The sequence below is a fragment of the Nostoc sp. genome (genome assembly GCF_036917315.1).
GTDB lineage: Bacteria > Cyanobacteriota > Cyanobacteriia > Cyanobacteriales > Nostocaceae > Nostoc.
In genome coordinates this window covers 76977-94117 of the sequence record NZ_JBALDR010000052.1, presented here as the reverse complement: position 1 = coordinate 94117, position 17141 = coordinate 76977, and the positions used below count along the sequence as shown (strand labels likewise).

The 17141-nt window shown below is 46.5% G+C and carries 9 protein-coding genes; all 9 read left to right on the top strand.

Annotation, left to right across the window (positions count from 1 at the left end; genetic code table 11):
* Window positions 1–6 precede the first annotated feature (6 nt).
* On the top strand, window positions 7–864 hold the full coding sequence (locus V7K84_RS25740) for a nucleotidyltransferase domain-containing protein (RefSeq protein WP_334842264.1): 858 nt from the start codon (window positions 7–9) through the stop codon (window positions 862–864).
* Between the two features lie 319 nt (window positions 865–1183).
* Window positions 1184–4771, top strand: a complete 3588-nt coding sequence (gene nifJ, locus V7K84_RS25735; RefSeq protein WP_334842263.1) for a pyruvate:ferredoxin (flavodoxin) oxidoreductase — start codon at window positions 1184–1186, stop codon at window positions 4769–4771.
* Between the two features lie 348 nt (window positions 4772–5119).
* Window positions 5120–6679, top strand: a complete 1560-nt coding sequence (locus tag V7K84_RS25730; protein ID WP_334842261.1) for a CheR family methyltransferase — start codon at window positions 5120–5122, stop codon at window positions 6677–6679.
* Window positions 6669–7754 (top strand): chemotaxis protein CheW, encoded by a 1086-nt coding sequence (locus V7K84_RS25725; protein ID WP_334842259.1) that lies wholly within the window; start codon window positions 6669–6671, stop codon window positions 7752–7754. The genes V7K84_RS25730 and V7K84_RS25725 overlap by 11 nt, the downstream gene beginning before the upstream one ends.
* A gap of 530 nt (window positions 7755–8284) precedes the next feature.
* Window positions 8285–9742 (top strand): methyl-accepting chemotaxis protein, encoded by a 1458-nt coding sequence (locus tag V7K84_RS25720; RefSeq protein ID WP_334842257.1) that lies wholly within the window; start codon window positions 8285–8287, stop codon window positions 9740–9742.
* A gap of 538 nt (window positions 9743–10280) precedes the next feature.
* On the top strand, window positions 10281–11687 hold the full coding sequence (locus tag V7K84_RS25715; RefSeq protein ID WP_334842256.1) for a HAMP domain-containing methyl-accepting chemotaxis protein: 1407 nt from the start codon (window positions 10281–10283) through the stop codon (window positions 11685–11687).
* A 21-nt stretch (window positions 11688–11708) separates the two neighbouring features.
* Window positions 11709–13289 carry a methyl-accepting chemotaxis protein gene (locus tag V7K84_RS25710; protein WP_334842253.1) on the top strand — a complete coding sequence of 527 codons (1581 nt, stop codon included), beginning with the start codon at window positions 11709–11711 and terminating at the stop codon, window positions 13287–13289.
* A 247-nt stretch (window positions 13290–13536) separates the two neighbouring features.
* Window positions 13537–15900 carry a hybrid sensor histidine kinase/response regulator gene (locus V7K84_RS25705; RefSeq protein WP_334842251.1) on the top strand — a complete coding sequence of 788 codons (2364 nt, stop codon included), beginning with the start codon at window positions 13537–13539 and terminating at the stop codon, window positions 15898–15900.
* A 58-nt stretch (window positions 15901–15958) separates the two neighbouring features.
* Window positions 15959–17098, top strand: coding sequence for a chemotaxis-specific protein-glutamate methyltransferase CheB (gene cheB / locus V7K84_RS25700; protein ID WP_334842250.1), 1140 nt, complete (start codon window positions 15959–15961; stop codon window positions 17096–17098).
* Window positions 17099–17141: the final 43 nt, after the last annotated feature.

The following is a 17141-nucleotide window of genomic DNA, read 5'->3' as shown; positions in this document are numbered from 1 at the left end:
AAATTTATGAATAAAGAATCGCCTCAATTCATTAACCATATTGTTTCAAGTTTGCGGTCAATTGAGGGAATTACAGCAATTGCACTGGGTGGTTCACGGGCACGGGGCAACCATACCCTAAAGTCAGATGTGGATTTGGGGATTTATTACAAGAAGGAAAAACCGCCCGATCTAATTGCTCTAAATCGCCTCGCCTGTGAGCTTGATGATAACCATCGCGTAAATTTGATTACTGCGATCGGCGAATGGGGAAAGTGGATTAACGGTGGTGGTTGGCTACAGGTTCAAGGTGTAGGTGTAGATTTTCTCTATCGCGATTTGGTGAAGGTAAATCGTGTGATTGATGATTGCCATAACGGACGCATTACCATTGATTATCAACCAGGACACCCTCATGGGTTTGTGTCCTCTATTTATATGGGGGAAATTGCTCTTTGCCAGCCACTTTACGACCCCGATGGGGTTTTAGAAGCTTTGAAGGTAAAAACAAAACCGTATCCAGTTGGGCTGAAACAGGCAACTATTGATACTTTCGCCTGGGAAATAAGTTTCTCGCTGTTGGTTGCTAAAAAGGCGATTGCACGCAATGATGTTGTTTACGCAGCAGGTTGTTGTTTCCGCAGTGTGGCGTGTATGAATCAAGTTTTATTCGCGCTCAATGAAGATTACCTGTTGAATGAAAAGGGGGCAATCGCAGTTGCTAATAAGTTCGCTATTTGCCCGCAGGACTATCAACAGCGGGTTGAGCGGGCGTTTGCACTTTTAGCTGCCGATGCAAAATCAATAACTGAAGTAATCGCGATTATTGAAGCGATTGAGGATGATTTGAGTCAATGGTATGGAAATCGGCGATTAGCAATGTAATATCCCCGTCCCTGTACCCCACAAAAAAGAATAAATTCTCTAAAAGTCTTTTAAAACAAAGACTTTGGTCATTGAGTACATTATTAATACATATTAATAGATGCAGTATTGCGGATGAGATATTAATAGATGCAGTATTGATTGAAAGTTAATTTAAGAGCCTAAAGGTATCAACAAACTATCCTTTAAACACGGAGTAAATCCTACCGTCAAATTTTTAATGCAGATAATACACTTACTTTCTAGTACTGGCTATTTCTGATTCTTATATTCACGTGTTCTGATAATGCAGCTTAGAGGCGGGGACAAAAATCATATTATGAACAAAACCTTTGCAACTATCGACGGGAATGAGGCTGTTGCCCGTGTTGCTTACAAATTAAATGAAGTAATTGCCATTTATCCCATCACCCCCTCTTCAGCAATGGGTGAATGGGCAGATGCTTGGTCAGCAGAAGGTCGTCCCAACCTCTGGGGTACTATTCCCAGTGTCGTGCAGATGCAGAGCGAAGGAGGAGCGGCTGGTGCTGTGCATGGGGCTTTGCAAACAGGTTCTCTGAGTACCACCTTCACGGCATCTCAGGGATTATTGTTAATGATACCCAACTTCTACAAAATTGCTGGTGAGTTGACTAGCGCCGTGGTTCACGTTGCCGCCCGTTCCTTGGCTACTCATGCTTTATCAATTTTTGGCGATCATAGCGACGTAATGGCAGCTCGTGCTACTGGCTTTGCCCTGCTGTGTTCCGCTTCGGTGCAGGAAAGTCAAGATTTTGCTCTCATTGCTCATGCTGCTACCCTAGAGACGCGAGTCTCTTTTATGCATTTCTTTGATGGCTTCCGCACTTCTCATGAAGTGCAAAAAGTTAAACTGCTTTCAGATGATGATTTGCGATCGCTCATTCACGATCATCTCATACTCGCCCACCGCAGCCGCGCCCTCACCCCAGATCGTCCCGTATTGCGCGGGACTGCCCAAAACCCCGATGTCTACTTCCAAGGACGTGAAGGTGCTAATCCTTATTACAACGCTTGTCCAGCAATTGTCCAGCGGATCATGGATGAATTTGGAGAACGCACGGGAAGGCATTATAAAATCTATGAATATTACGGCGCTAACGATGCCGATCGCGTTATTGTTCTTATGGGTTCAGGCTGTGAAACCGTCCATGAAACAGTAGATTACCTGAACTGCCGTGGTGAAAAACTTGGTGTAGTGAAAGTGCGACTTTACCGCCCCTTTGATGTCCAAAGGTTTGTTGCAGCATTACCAACTAGTGTAAAAGCGATCGCAGTTCTCGATCGCACCAAAGAAGCAGGTAGCATTGGGGAACCCCTCTACCTTGATGTAGTTACGGCTTTGTATGAAGTATGGGGAGCAGGGGAGAAGTTAGGATTAGATTCCCCTCTGCCTAAAGTTGTTGGTGGTCGTTACGGTCTTTCGTCCAAAGAATTTACTCCAGCAATGGTGAAGGGCATCTTTGACAATCTTGCCCAAGCTAAACCAAAAAATCATTTCACTATCGGGATTAATGACGACGTTAGTCATACTTCCTTGAGCTTTGACCCTAATTTCTCTACAGAATCGGATAGTGTTGTCAGGGCAATGTTCTATGGGTTAGGTGCTGATGGTACTGTTGGCGCTAACAAAAACTCCATCAAGATTATTGGTGAAGAAACTGACAATTACGCTCAAGGCTACTTTGTCTTTGACTCCAAAAAATCTGGCTCAATGACCGTCTCTCACCTCCGCTTCGGTAAAAAGCCAATTCGCTCTACCTATCTAATTGACCAAGCTAACTTTATTGGATGTCATCACTGGGGATTTCTGGAACGCATAGATATTTTGAAGTCTGCTATTCCTGGGGCGACTTTGCTGCTTAACAGTCCTTATGATGCAGATACCGTTTGGGAATATTTGCCTTTGAAGGTGCAGCAGCAAATTATTCACAAGCATTTGAAGTTATACGTAATCAATGCTAGCCAAGTTGCCCGTGAAAGTGGCATGGGTGGCAGAATTAACACCATTATGCAAGTATGCTTCTTTGCCTTAGCGGGTGTCTTGCCGCAAGAAGAAGCGATCGCTAAAATCAAACAAGCGATTGACAAAACTTACGGTAAAAAAGGTGCAGAAGTTGTCCGCATGAACTTGCAAGCTGTAGACAACACCTTAGACAACTTGCATAAAGTAGATGTCCTCCAAACAATCCTCATTCCTAACTCTTCACTCCTAACTCCCCACTCTCCTCTTAACTCCGCTCCCGAATTTGTGCGAGAAGTTTTGGGTAAAATCATGGTGTGGGAAGGTGATGATTTACCTGTTAGCAGACTACCTGTTGATGGCACCTTTCCCGTAGGTACTGCCAAGTGGGAAAAGCGTAACGTTGCCGAAGAGATACCTGTGTGGGAACCAGATATCTGCGTTCAATGCGGTAAGTGCGTTATGGTTTGTCCTCACAGTGCCATCCGTGCTAAAGCTTATCAGTCCGATGAGTTAGTTAATGCACCAGCAACCTTTAAGTCAACTGGTGCAAAAGATAAAGACTTTGCCAATCAAAAATTTACCATTCAAGTTGCCCCAGAAGATTGCACGGGATGCACTATTTGTGTAAATATTTGCCCTGCTAAAAATAAATCTGAGCCATCGCTGAAAGCGATTAACATGGCACAGCAGTTGCCTTTACAAGAGCAAGAGCGGAAGAACTGGGATTTCTTTTTGAGTTTACCTAATCCTGACAGGCGATCGCTAAAATTAAACCAGATTCGCCAACAACAACTGCAAGAACCATTATTTGAATTCTCTGGTGCTTGTGCAGGTTGTGGTGAAACACCTTATCTAAAATTATTAACACAATTGTTTGGCGATCGCGCCGTCATTGCCAATGCAACAGGTTGCTCCTCAATCTATGGTGGAAATCTCCCCACAACACCTTGGACAACCAACGCCGAAGGACGCGGCCCCGCGTGGTCTAATAATCTATTTGAAGATAACGCCGAATTTGGTTTTGGCTTCCGCCTCTCCCTTGACAAACAAGCTGAGTTTGCGGCGGAATTATTGCAACAGTTGGGAAGTGAAATCGATGAAAACCTTGTTTATTCAATCCTGAAAGCTGAACAAAAATCTGAGGCTGACATTTGGGAACAGCGCGAAAGGATAGAACTGTTGCAGCAGAAGTTAGATGAAATTGTAACTTTCGACCCCAAGTTAAAATCTAAAATCCAAAATCTCAAATCCCTTGCAGATTACTTGGTGAGAAAAAGTGTCTGGATTGTTGGTGGTGATGGTTGGGCTTATGATATCGATTTTGGCGGTATCGATCATGTAATTGCTAGTGGTCGGAATGTCAACATCTTGGTGATGGATACAGAAGTGTATTCTAATACAGGCGGTCAATCTTCCAAAGCTACGCCAAGAGCCGCAGTTGCAAAATATGCCGCCAGTGGTAAGCCCGCACCAAAGAAAGACTTAGGGATGATTGCCATGACCTACGGAAATGTCTACGTAGCGAGTGTAGCCCTTGGAGCTAGAGATGAACATACCCTGAAAGCATTTTTGGAAGCAGAAGCTTATGATGGCCCATCAATAATTATTGCTTACAGCCATTGCATTGCCCACGGCATCAACATGACCACAGGGATGAATCATCAGAAAACTTTGGTAGAATCAGGTCGTTGGTTGCTGTATCGGCATAATCCAGAGTTGCTTAACCAGGGTAAAAATCCATTGCAATTAGATATGCGATCGCCTACACAACCTGTAGAACATTCGATGTATCAAGAAAATCGCTTTAAAATGCTCACCAAGAGCAAACCCGACGTAGCCAAGCACTTGTTAGAACAAGCGCAAGCTGAAGTAGATGCACGTTGGCAGATGTACCAATATTTGGCAAAACGCGATACTTTCTGAACATCAGCCCTAGTTTTAGTTATAAAAATAACGACTTGAGTAGGGACTTCCAAAGAATAAATCATTCCAAGAAAAACAAGAGGCAAGATTCTTTCAATAATGATAATCATTTCAAGAGGGAGAAAAAGGGGGTGAAGGGGCTGCCGTCGGCAGCCCCTTCACCCCCTTAACAATGATTATTATTATTGCCAGTGGAATAGTTTATTTTATGAAAGTCCCTTAGGACGTATTCATCCCGTTTCTGGTGGCGTTGAACTCTCGTAAATTGGCAGAAGTATTGTCATACAAATCTGAATAAAGAGATTGAAATGGGAAACCTAAGCGTATCGGCTCGAAAATCATGTAGTGATGAATCAAACGATCGGCGATCGCCCCATTTTATTTGAACCCAATTCTCAACACAGTGATGACTTTAGTTTGTCACAGATGGTTGCTCTGATTGCTGATACATTCGGCATTCACATCAAGCCACACTATCAAGATACATTCAAGAAAAATCTTTTCACTCGCATCCGGGCGCTGGGATTATGCTCGCTCAATGATTACTATCAGTTCTTGGTGGCAAGAAATCAATTAGTTACTGTTGCGAAAGAGTGGCAAGAACTAATCTCTTTACTCACTGTCATTGAAACTTATTTTTTTCGGGATGAGGGGCAGATGTCGCTGCTCAAAAATCAGCTGCTCCCAGAGTTAATCGAGCGCAAACGGGAGCTTGCTTTAACTCAGTACAACGCTGCTAATGGAGAATTTTATCGGCCGACATTACGGCTTTGGAGTGCTGGGTGTTCGACTGGTGAAGAAGCTTACTCACTTGCCATTCTGGTGAAGGAACTGATCCCTGACAATCAGACATGGGACATTCTGATTTTAGGCACAGATATTAATCAACCCGCGATCGCACTGGCTCAACAAGGAATTTACAGCGATTGGTCTTTTCGGACAACCACTCCAGAAATCAAAAATCGCTACTTTCGCTCCCACAAACAAGGTTGGAAAATCGATCCTGCTATTCAAGCAATGGTGACGTTTCAACCTGGAAACCTGATGCAGGATAACTATCCCGCTTACGCGTCTAGCATTCACGATTTCGATTTGATTATTTGCCGCAATGTGTTTATTTATTTTGACTTCAGCGCGATCGCACAAGTTATAGACAAGTTTTACTCCTCTCTGACACCAGGAGGTTTTCTGCTCACAGGCCACACGGAATTACACGGACAAACAATTGAACCGTTTCAAGTCAAAAATTTTCCGCAATCTGCGGTTTATCAAAGACATACTTCACTCAACGAGCAGAGCAAAGTCTCGAATACTGTAACACCTGCTGCCATTGAGAGCAGGGAAACCGAAATTTCTTCCCCCTCTCTCCCAAGCTTGGAAACGGGCTTCGACGCGAGCGCAAACACTCAAACTCTTTTAGATACAGCCAAGGAATCGCTAATTCAAGAAGCTTATGCCGATGTCATTCAAATAGCGGAACAACTGATTGCTCTTGTCCCCCAAGACTTTCAGGCATATTGTTTGATGGCAGAAGCTTACGCGAATTTTGGCGATTACTCCCAGGCAAATCAGGCGTGTCAGCAGGCACTCCAGATCGATCCATTGGCGATCGAACCCTATCATTTGTTGGCTCAAATTGCCGAAGAGCAAGGAGAGCGCGACAGCGCCAAATTATTCTTAAAACGGATTATTTATCTCGCTCCTAATTCTGTTACTGCTCACCTGGAATTGGGTTCTATATACGAACGAGAGGGAAATGAAAAACAGGCTCAAAAAACCTGGCGATCGCTTCTAGAGATTTTGGAAAATCTACCCCAACAAGCGATCGATTCCCATAACCAGCAAACCACTGCTGAAGTAAAAGCACACGTTCTTAAGCACTTAAATTCAACTAGTTATGAGCCATGAATCTTATTTAATGTTTAAACTCAATCATTCACGCTATGGCATTCCGGCTACAGCCGTGCAAGAACTCTTCTTTCTGCCAGAAGTGACTGCGATCGCAGAAACTCCCAGCACAATTTTAGGCGTGATTAACCTGCGAGGAAAGTTTCTCCCCGTGATGGATTTATATCACCGTTTAGAACAAGCGCGTCCCCCTTTTCAATTGACTGACAGCATGATTGTCCTGGAGTGGGAAACTCAACGAATCGGAATCATCGTCAATCAAGTGGATAGTGTACAAGCGATCGCACCCGATCGGATCGCTGCCAATGTTTGCGATCGATCGAAAGAGAGTTTGCAGGATAGATTGGTGACTGGCATTGCCAACGTTGAAGAGGGTATCGTTACATTGCTCAATCCCGAACTGTTGGTGCAACACGCCTTTATAGAGACTGTTTTCAATCTAAATTCTGATTTTAACAACGGCTCAGTCAATGACGCACTAAAACATTCCTCTGATTCAGCGCTAAATCAGGGTTTATACGACCATTTCGATTCGCAGGAGCGACAGATTTTGCAAGAGCGAACTGAAGCTCTGCGATGTTCGATTAATGAGGAGGATTCGACAACGCTTTTGCCTCTAGCGGTTGTGGGGCTGGGGGGTGAGTACTTTGGGTTTGGCTTGGAAACGGTGCATGAGTTTACCGAGATTCACAAGATTACCCCAATTCCCTGCTGTCCGCCGCACATTGTTGGCAACATCAACTTGCGGGGGGAAATTGTTACCTTAATTAACATTAATAATGTGGTCGATCTGCCCATGAATGGGGTGCGATCGCCTACGGCGGGGCGTAGCCCATCGCATCAGCAAGCTGTTGTCGTGCGTCTGGATCGACGAGTGGCGGGCATTGCCGTGGATGACATTTTTGATGTGACGTATATTCATCCCTCCCAAATGACCACGCCTCCAATTGCCTTGAATTCTGCCAAAGATGACTATCTCCAAGGTGTCGCACCTTATCGCGATCGGATGATGAGCATCATCAATTTGTCTAAATTGCTCACTTCAGAGGTGTTGGTTGTCAATGAAGAAGTCTAACGCCCATAAATCTAGTGGTCTGCCAAGGTAACTTTGCGTGGTGGCAAGCAGAGGGGCAGAGGTGCGGAGGGGCAAGGGGGAAAGAACTTGTACAAATCTCTCCTCTGCTCCTCTGCTCCCCTGCTCCCTTGCTCCTCTGCCGACCTCCGGAAAGGTTTTAAATCCCTTACCCTTTACCCAGCCCTCACAAGCATATTGTTAGGTTGACAGAAGCACTAGTGGTCTATCGCATTAAATTTGAGGGATAAGAGAACGAACCGCGAAGACGCGAAGTACGCGAAGGAAGAAGGAAAGAAGAGAAATTGAAGAATTTATCTACTTGTCAGAATTAATGCGATAGACCACTAGTGGTCTGTCCCATTAGTAATGCCCAGGTTTGTAGTGAGCGATTTATCGCTCAAATCAAGGACTAAAGTCCTTACTACGAACTTGTGCAATCTTCCGTTGATTCAAAAGTGCGATCGCAAAGATTACAAATGATAGAAATATTGGGAAATCCTTGAACTCATTCACTCACAAGAGATAACAAGATGCAAAGTAAGCGAAATTGGAAACTGAGATACTGGATTATGGGCAGCTATGGGGTTCCCATTCTGGCATTGATAATTTCTGCGGGGCTGATATTTATTAATATCAATCTGGTGAGTCAGCGAGCGCAGGATTTAGTTTCTTCTTATAACGTTAATTCAGCGATTAATGCCCTTGCCACGAATGTTCAAAGAGGTTCTAAGTCAGTTCGGGGCTATTTGTTAGAAAAAAATCAGACATCTTTTGACGAATACCAAAAATCTCAAAGAAGCTTCAATCAGCTTTTATCAAAGCTAATGTCGCTTGCCAGAACAGAGCAAGAGCGACAGTCTTTAAACAGGCTAGAGGGGCTGCTAAATAATTTAATGGTTGTCGAGGATGATTTGATTGGCAAAGTGAATCAAAGCAAGGTTCAGGAAGCTGTTGAAACCTGGAGTAACGAAAATGCCCGCAGTCTGGTTGATGATCTGACAAGTGCGATCGATGAAGTTCAGCGCCGAGAAGACCAGAATGTAATTTTGGCTGCCAAGCAACAACAAGCAGCGCTCGATACGCTCAAACTAACCATCCTGTCTGCGACTGGACTTTCCTTGCTGTTGTCGGTTTGGACTGGCATCTGGATAATTAGCCGCACTGCTCGACAGATAAATGAATCAGCCAGTGCGATCGCCACCTCGACGGCTGAAATTGCCGCCACAATTGAGCAACAAGAGCGCACTGCCAACCAACAGGCAGCCTCGGTCAGCGAAACCACCACTACAATGGACGAACTCAGCGCTTCTGCTCAACAGTCTGCCCAGCAAGCATCCACTGCCTCAACCAGCGCTCAACAGGTCTTAAATTTGGCAGATCAAGGCAATCAATCACTGAACCGCACCCTGGAAGGAATGGCAGCCTTGAGCCATAGAGTCACTGCGGTAGCAGACCAGATGCTACGCCTGAACGAACAAACTAAGCAAATTGGCAGTATTTCCGGGTTGGTGAGTGACCTAGCAAATCAAACCAATATGCTAGCGCTAAATGCAGCAGTAGAGGCAGTCCGCGCCGGGGAACAGGGCAAGGGCTTTGCAGTCGTCGCCGCCGAAATTCGCAAACTGGCAGACCAGAGCAAGCGATCGGCTGAAAAAATTAATGTGCTGGTCAATGACATTCAATCCGCCATCAACTCAACCGTTGTGATGACAGATGAAAGTACAAAAACTGCTCAACAGGGGGCGGCAATAACTAAGCAGACGGTGGAGGTCTTTACCAGTGTCACCGAGTCCGTCAACCGGATGGTGTTGAATATTCAGCAAATCTCGCTAAACGCTAGCCAGCAATCGATTGCGGTTCAGCAAATTTTACAAGCAATGAATGCACTTAATAGCTCTGCTAGAGAAACAGCCACCGGCATCAGTCAGACTCGTATTAGCACTCACCAACTCAATGATGCAGCTTATAAGCTACAGAGTGTTGTGTAATCAGAGGCAGGGGGCAGGGGGGCAGAGGGGCAGAGGGGCAGAGGGGCAGGGAGCAGGGGGAAATGGCCCTTTCCTCCTGCTGTGAAGCCTACTAGTAGTCTGTCCCATTAATTCTGAGAAGTAGATAAATTCTTCAATTTCTCTTCTTTCCTTCTTCCTTCGCGTACTTCGCGTCTTCGCGGTTCGTTTTTTTATCCCTCAAAATTAATGCGATAGACCACTAGTTTTTTCAAGTTACTGCATAACCATGCAACAAAGGTGCAAGCCGATGCAACAAAGGTGCAAGTCTATGCAACAAAGATGCAAGTCCATGCAACAAAGGTGCAGGTCGATGCAACAAAAGTGCGGGTCAATGCAACAAAGGTGCAAGTCGATGCAACAAAGGTACAAGTCGATGCAACAAAGGTGCAGATTAAGAGATTTGTGTGTATACCGTAGCTTGATGGGGTCAATCTAAAATCTAAAATCTAAAATCCAAAATTGTGTAATAGCAATATCTGGAAATTCTCGAACTTATCCACTTACAGGAGATCGCAAGATGGAAAGCAAACGAAACTGGAGACTAAGATACTGGATTATTGGCGGGTATGCAGTTCCCGTGCTGGCATTGTTAATTTCTGCCGGAGCGACGATCGTCAATATCAACACGGTGAACCAACGGTCAGAAAATTTATTGACTTCTTATGACATTAACTCAATACTTGACGATCTTTCTGTTAGCGTGCAAAGTAATTCCAAGGCAAATCGAGGCTATTTGTTAGAACAAAATCAGCAATCGCTTGAGAGCTACCGAAAGACTCAAAAGGATTCCAAGGAATTTTTAGCAAAACTGATGACACTTGCCCGATCGCAACAGGAACGACAGTCTTTAACCAAACTGGAGGAACTGCTCAATAAACAGATTGCTTTTGACGATAACGTGATGGCAAATGTGGATCGCGGCAAAGTCAAAGAAGCTGTTGAAAGCTGGAGTAAGGGAAATTCCCGCAATCAAGGGCAGGATGTCGTAGACATGATTGGAGAAATGCAGCAGCGAGAAGATCAGACTTTTGCAACCGCCGCGAAAGAGCTACAAGAGGCGCTCAATGCCCTTAAGTTCACGGTGATGTTAGCAAGTGGACTCTCCCTGGTGCTATCTATTTTAATTGGCATCTGGGTCATTAGCCGCACTTCCCGCAAAATGAACGCCTCTGCCAGCGCGATCGCCACTTCTACAACTGAAATTGCTACGACGATTGAGCAGCAAGAACGCGCCACCATCCAACAAGCCACTTCTGTCACCCAAACCACCACGACAATGGATGAATTGGCGGCTTCCTCGCGCCAGTCTGCCGAACAAGCAGAAGCCTCAGCCGCAGGGGCGCGGCAGGTGTTGTTGCTGGTAGATGGTCGCACTCAAGAGGGTCAGTTCAGCCAATCGAGTCTACGCGAGAAGGTAGGCGATATTGCCGCCCAAATTCTCCATCTCAGCGAACAAACCAATCAAATCGGCACGATCTCCACCCTGGTTAGTGACTTAGCAAGTCAAACTAATATGCTAGCGCTGAACGCGGCAGTAGAAGCCGTGCGAGCCGGGGAACATGGCAAAGGCTTTGCGGTTGTTGCTGCCGAAATTCGCAAACTGGCAGACCAGAGTAAGCGATCGGCTGAAAAAATTAATGTACTGGTTTTAGACATTCAAAAATCGACCAATTCCACCGTTATTGTCACAGATGAAGGCACGAAAACCGTAGAAAAGATTGTGGATGCCATCAGAACGATCGCCATAAATGGTCAACAAATTTCCCTTACTTCCAATCAACAAGCGATCGCAGTGCAACAGGTGGTAGAAACCATGAACTCGCTTAATATTGCTGCTAAGGAAACTGCCTCTGGCATTAGTCAAATTAAAGCCGGCACCCAACGACTAAATGATGCCGCCCAAGAACTCAAAGCCGTTGTCTAAAAATGTATTGGAGTTAGAGCTATGTTAAAAAATATGTCTCTGCATGGACGATTGATGGGATCGTTTTTACTGATGGGCGGTGTCGTTTTGGTTGTAGGGTTTTTCGGCTGGCGGGGCGCTCATCAATTAAGCAACCATATCGACACCCTCAGTAATAACAGCCTCCCCAGCATTGACGGATTGTGGAGAGTTAATGAAGGGCAGACCCAGATCCAGTCGGCAGAGCGAGCGATTCTCAACCCCGAACTACCCTCCGCAGCCAAACAGTCTGAGTTAAATCGAATCCAGGCAGCCTGGAAGCAGATTGACGCAGGACTTGAGGAATATGAAGCCACGTCCCGCGGCCCCGACGAGGACAAACTCTATCAGACGTTTAAGCAACAGTGGCAGGCATGGAAGCAGGATCATGCCGCCTATCTTCAGGCTTACCAGGATTTTGCCCGGTTAGGTGTTGTAAACCCCACTGCCAGACAGCTGGAATTGACCAGCCAGAAGCGAGAAAATTCTCCAGAAATGAAGGTGGCGATCGCTGCTGCCGATCGACTGACAAAACTCAGACAAAACGCTGTTGTCAAAAATGATGTTTCCTTTGCGGCGGCAACTAACTCATTGTTGCAACTGATCAAAATTAATCAGGATACTGCTGAAGATGCAAATAAAGCCGCCAGTGACGATACCCGCTTGACCACAGGTTGGGTGCTTACTGGTATTATTGCTGGGCCTCTGGGGGCAATCTTACTAGGATTTTTTCTGAGCAACAAAATTGCTAAACCGTTGACAGGTAAAATTGCTCAAATTGTTCAAACAATGGCTGCCTCTACCAATCAAATCGCCGCTGCGGTTGAGCAGCAAGAACGGACTGCGACTCGGCAAGCAAGTTCTGTCAATCAAACCACTATCACCATCGATGAATTGGGAGCCTCATCGCAGCAGTCAGCCGGACAAGCAGAATCGGCGGTAGCAGGCGCACGGCAGGCGTTGGCTCTTGCCGGTAACGGTGCTGAAGCTGTAAAACGCACCCTCAAGGGCATGGAAACCCTACAGCAGAAAGTCGCAACCATTGCGGAGCATATCACACGCTTAAATGAACAAACCAAGCAGATTGACAGTATCTCTGGTTTGGTGGGCGAGTTGGCAAGTCAGACTAATATGCTGGCGTTAAATGCGGCTGTAGAAGCAGTTCGAGCAGGGGAGCATGGTAAAGGTTTTGCCGTTGTCGCTGCTGAAATTCGCAAATTAGCAGACCAGAGCAAAAAATCAACCGAAAAGATCGGTACCTTGGTAGGCGACATTCAATCTGCCATCAGCATCACTGTCGTTGTCACCCATGAAGGAACTAAAACTGTGGAAGAAGGGACGCGAATTGCCCAAGAAACGTCAGAATCCTTTGCAGGTGTAGAAGTTGCAGTGAATAACATTGTCATCAACAGTCAACAGATTTCACTCAATATCAACCAGCAAGCGATCGCTATTCAGCAAATTGTCTCTGCCATGAATGACCTGAATATTGCTGCGCGTGAAACTGCCAGTGGCATTAGCCAGATCCGCTCTGGTACTCAACAACTAAACGAGTCAGCGCAAGCACTTAAGGCAACTATTTAGTCGCTCAGTTTGGATAAGCAGGGGAGGCAGGGGAGGCAGGGGAGGCAGGGGAGGAAAGAGAGTTATTATTAAGCAATTTCTCTTCCCCTGCTTCTCTTCTCCCCCTGCTCCCCCTGCTTCTCTTCTCCCCCTGCTCCCCCTGCTTCTCTTCTCCCCCTGCTCCCCCTGCTTCTCTTCTCCCCCTGCTCCCTCTGCCTCCCCCTACTTATCCGAACCGTATTGGCTCAACCCCTAACTACTTAAAACTATGATGATCGATGATGAAGAACTGAGAGACGTTTTCAAAGTAGCCAGCGAAGAACATCTGCAAAACCTGGATGATGGATTGCTGCATTTGGAAAACCATCCCGACGATCTGGCTGTCCTAGAAGCCTTGATGCGAGAGGCGCATTCTCTCAAAGGCGATGCCAATATGCTGGGAGTCAAAGATGTAGGCACTCTGGCACATCAAATTGAGCATATTTTGACTCAACTCAAGCAACAAGAAAACCCAGCATCCTCGTTGGGCAATGATACAACAGACTCACCCTACGAACGCCTCGCTCATGCGATCGCCGCTATCCGCAAACTCGTTCATGAAGCTGTCACCGGAGAACCTGCCAGGGTTGATACCTTTTCTGTTCTGGCTGAATTGATGGGAGCAAGTGTGGGAGCAAGGGGAGCAGGGGTAGATGAGGGGGATGAAGGGGATGAGGGGGACAAGGGGACAAGGGGACAAGAGGATACGGAGAATGAAAAGATCCTCTCTGCATTCTCCACACTCCACACTCCACACTCCACACTCCACACTCAGCACTCAGCACTCCACACTCCACACTCCACACTCCACACTCAGCACTCAGCACTCAGCACTCAGCACTCTTCTAGCTACCGCATCGAAACCATCCGCGTTGGTACTCGCCACCTGGATACGTTGATGACGCAAGCAGGGGAGTTAACTGTAACCAAAATTCGGATTGCTCATCGGCTGGGAGAAATTGAAGCGATCGCCAATTTGTGGGAAGAATGGAATCGAGATTTATTCACTAATCGGTTTGCGTTCAGCCGAGAGCAACAAGGTGATGTCGCCCACCAACGTCTAGAAACTTTTCATCATCACTCTGAAAAACGATTAGAGCAATTGGGCCATTTGGTGAAAACCTTGCAGAGTTCCCTTTCGGAAGACACAACCCGACTGGAACAACTAAGTAGCGATCTAGAAGAGGGCATTCGTACTCTGCGATTGCTGCCCTTTGCAACGATTTTCAACCTCTTCCCGCGGATGGTGCGCGATTTGGCGCAGCAGCAGGGAAAATTGGTGGAGTTGATCCTAGAAGGCAAAGACACGCTTGCCGACAAACGCCTGTTGGAAGAAATGAAAGATCCGTTAATGCACATCCTGCGGAATGCGATCGATCACGGGATTGAGCCACCACAAGAACGGGAACGGCTAGGTAAACCAACAACGGCAACGATTCGGCTCAAAGCTTACCAGACTCCCACTAACATTGTGCTGGAAATCAGTGATGATGGCCGGGGGCTTGACCTGGATAGAATCAAACAAATAGCAGTGAAACGGGGCATTTGCGGGGAAGAAGAATTAGCAGCAATGACTCCCAGCCAAATCCAAGCGTTGATCTTCGCACCAGGGTTTTCAACAGCCCCCCTGGTTACAGAAGTATCAGGGCGGGGTGTGGGGCTGGATGTGGTGCAAACCAATGTCGAGAAATTGAAAGGTACGATTCAGGTAGAATCGTTTCCCGGACAGGGATGTACGCTGCGCGTCAATCTCAGTATCACCTTGGCAACCGCCCATGTCTTGATTGTGCAAGTGAACGAAATGCCTTACGCCATCCCAGTAGAGTTTGTGCAAACCGCTTGCTTGATCAAGTCAGAAGAGATTTTTCCCTTGGAGGGACGTGACACAATAATTCGGGATAGCCAACCCATTTCGATTGTGCAGTTGGCCGATCTATTAGAACTGCCCCCGATGCCATCTGGATTAACTCAAGAAACGGCACTTTCTTGTATTATTCTTCAGGTTGGGCAAGCACAACTGGGTGTAGTGGTGGATGCCTTAGTGGATGAGCAAGATATACTGATTAAACCCCAAAGTCAGTTACTTAAACGAGTCCGCAATGTTTCTGGAGCAACAATTTTAGGCACTGGAGATGTGTGTATGGTGCTGAATCCCCAGGATTTGGTGAAGTCAGCCCGATCGCGATCGCAGTCTATTTCTTCTACCCAAACTCGTCAACTTGCACCCACAAAACCAACCGTCTTATTAGTGGAAGATTCTATTGCCACACGCACGCAAGAAAAGCGGATTTTAGAAACCGCAGGCTATCAAGTGATTACTGCTGTGGATGGTTTGGATGGATTTAACAAGCTGCGATCGCACGCCGTTGATGCTGTTGTCAGCGATGTGCAAATGCCAAATCTCGATGGCTTCGGGTTAACTGCCAAAATCCGCCAATATCAAGAATATAGCGAACTTCCAATTATCCTGGTTACTTCCCTTGCCAGCGATGAAGATAAACGTCGGGGTGCGGAAGCCGGAGCCAATGCCTACATTATCAAAGGCAGCTTTAATCAAGAAGCCTTGCTGTCAACCCTCAAACGGTTAGTGTAGAGGTTTTCGGATGAATAAACAATAATTTTCTCGTAAAATCTCAACTTACTATCAATTAATGAAAAACTCTGCCCCAATTCGCGTCTTTCTGGTGGAGGATTCGCTCGTCGCCTTAACCATCCTCAAGCGGATTCTGGCGAGTTCCCTGGAAGTGGATGTGGTGGGAACTGCTCCCAATGGTGTGGAAGCATTGGAGCGAATTCCAGCCGCACAGCCCCAGGTAATCTGCACCGATTTACACATGCCCAAAATGGATGGACTGGAACTCACCCGCCGGATTATGGCAGACTATCCCCGTCCGATTCTAGTAATCAGCACCTCCGTCAACACTCAAGAAGATTCCCGCAATGTTTTTAAACTGCTGCAAGCGGGTGCTTTGGATGTTTTTCCCAAACCCAGCATTGACTCACTTTCAGACTACGAACACGTTAAGCACGAATTAATCAACCGGATCAAAGTTCTGGCAGGGGTTACAGTCTTTACTCGCCACACTTCCCGAACTGCGACGGTAGAACCGAGAACGCATCCTGTTAGCCCCAAAAGTAAGGCAGAACCATTCAACCCAAAACCGATCAGTAACTCGCAATTCCCCATTCGTAATTCCCCTTTTTCCCTGCCCAAAATCGTGGCGATCGGAGCCTCCACAGGCGGCCCCCAGGCATTCTACACGATCCTAAAACAACTGCCTGCCAACTTTCCCGTACCCATTCTGTGCGTCCAACATATCAGCGAAGGATTTCTGCAAGGACTGGTAGATTGGCTGGCAGCAGAATGTTTCCTGCGCGTGACGATCGCCCAACCGGGAGAATTTCCCAAACCGGGTACTGTCTACTTCGCTCCCGAACGACAACACCTGCAACTCAACACTCAAGGGCGATTAACCACTGTTAGCACCCCTGCTGTTTCCGGGCATCGTCCCTCCGTCACAGCTTTGTTTCAAGCCGTTGCCACCTGCTATCCGCGATCGGCGGTTGGTATTTTGCTGACTGGCATGGGGCGGGATGGTGCAGATGGATTACAAGCGATCGCCCAAGCCGGAGGCACTACCATTGCCCAAGATGAACAAACCTGCGTTGTCTTTGGGATGCCCAAAGAAGCGATCGCTCTGGGAGCCGCCCAACATATTTTGGCGATCGGCGAAATTGCCCCCATGCTATTGAATCGAATCTGCTACATGAACTCTAAACATCTTTTTTAAAGTAATACCAATTCTGTATAAAGATGCGCTAAACCATATTTAA

What these genes read in the sequence shown, in the direction of transcription:
- V7K84_RS25730 (WP_334842261.1), top strand. Translation starts at nt 5,120, where the DNA reads ATGAATCAAACGATCGGCGATCGCCCCATTTTATTTGAACCCAATTCT.
- V7K84_RS25705 (WP_334842251.1), top strand. Translation starts at nt 13,537, where the DNA reads ATGATGATCGATGATGAAGAACTGAGAGACGTTTTCAAAGTAGCCAGC.
- V7K84_RS25720 (WP_334842257.1), top strand. Translation starts at nt 8,285, where the DNA reads ATGCAAAGTAAGCGAAATTGGAAACTGAGATACTGGATTATGGGCAGC.
- nifJ (WP_334842263.1), top strand. Translation starts at nt 1,184, where the DNA reads ATGAACAAAACCTTTGCAACTATCGACGGGAATGAGGCTGTTGCCCGT.
- V7K84_RS25710 (WP_334842253.1), top strand. Translation starts at nt 11,709, where the DNA reads ATGTTAAAAAATATGTCTCTGCATGGACGATTGATGGGATCGTTTTTA.
- V7K84_RS25740 (WP_334842264.1), top strand. Translation starts at nt 7, where the DNA reads ATGAATAAAGAATCGCCTCAATTCATTAACCATATTGTTTCAAGTTTG.
- V7K84_RS25715 (WP_334842256.1), top strand. Translation starts at nt 10,281, where the DNA reads ATGGAAAGCAAACGAAACTGGAGACTAAGATACTGGATTATTGGCGGG.
- V7K84_RS25725 (WP_334842259.1), top strand. Translation starts at nt 6,669, where the DNA reads ATGAGCCATGAATCTTATTTAATGTTTAAACTCAATCATTCACGCTAT.
- cheB (WP_334842250.1), top strand. Translation starts at nt 15,959, where the DNA reads ATGAAAAACTCTGCCCCAATTCGCGTCTTTCTGGTGGAGGATTCGCTC.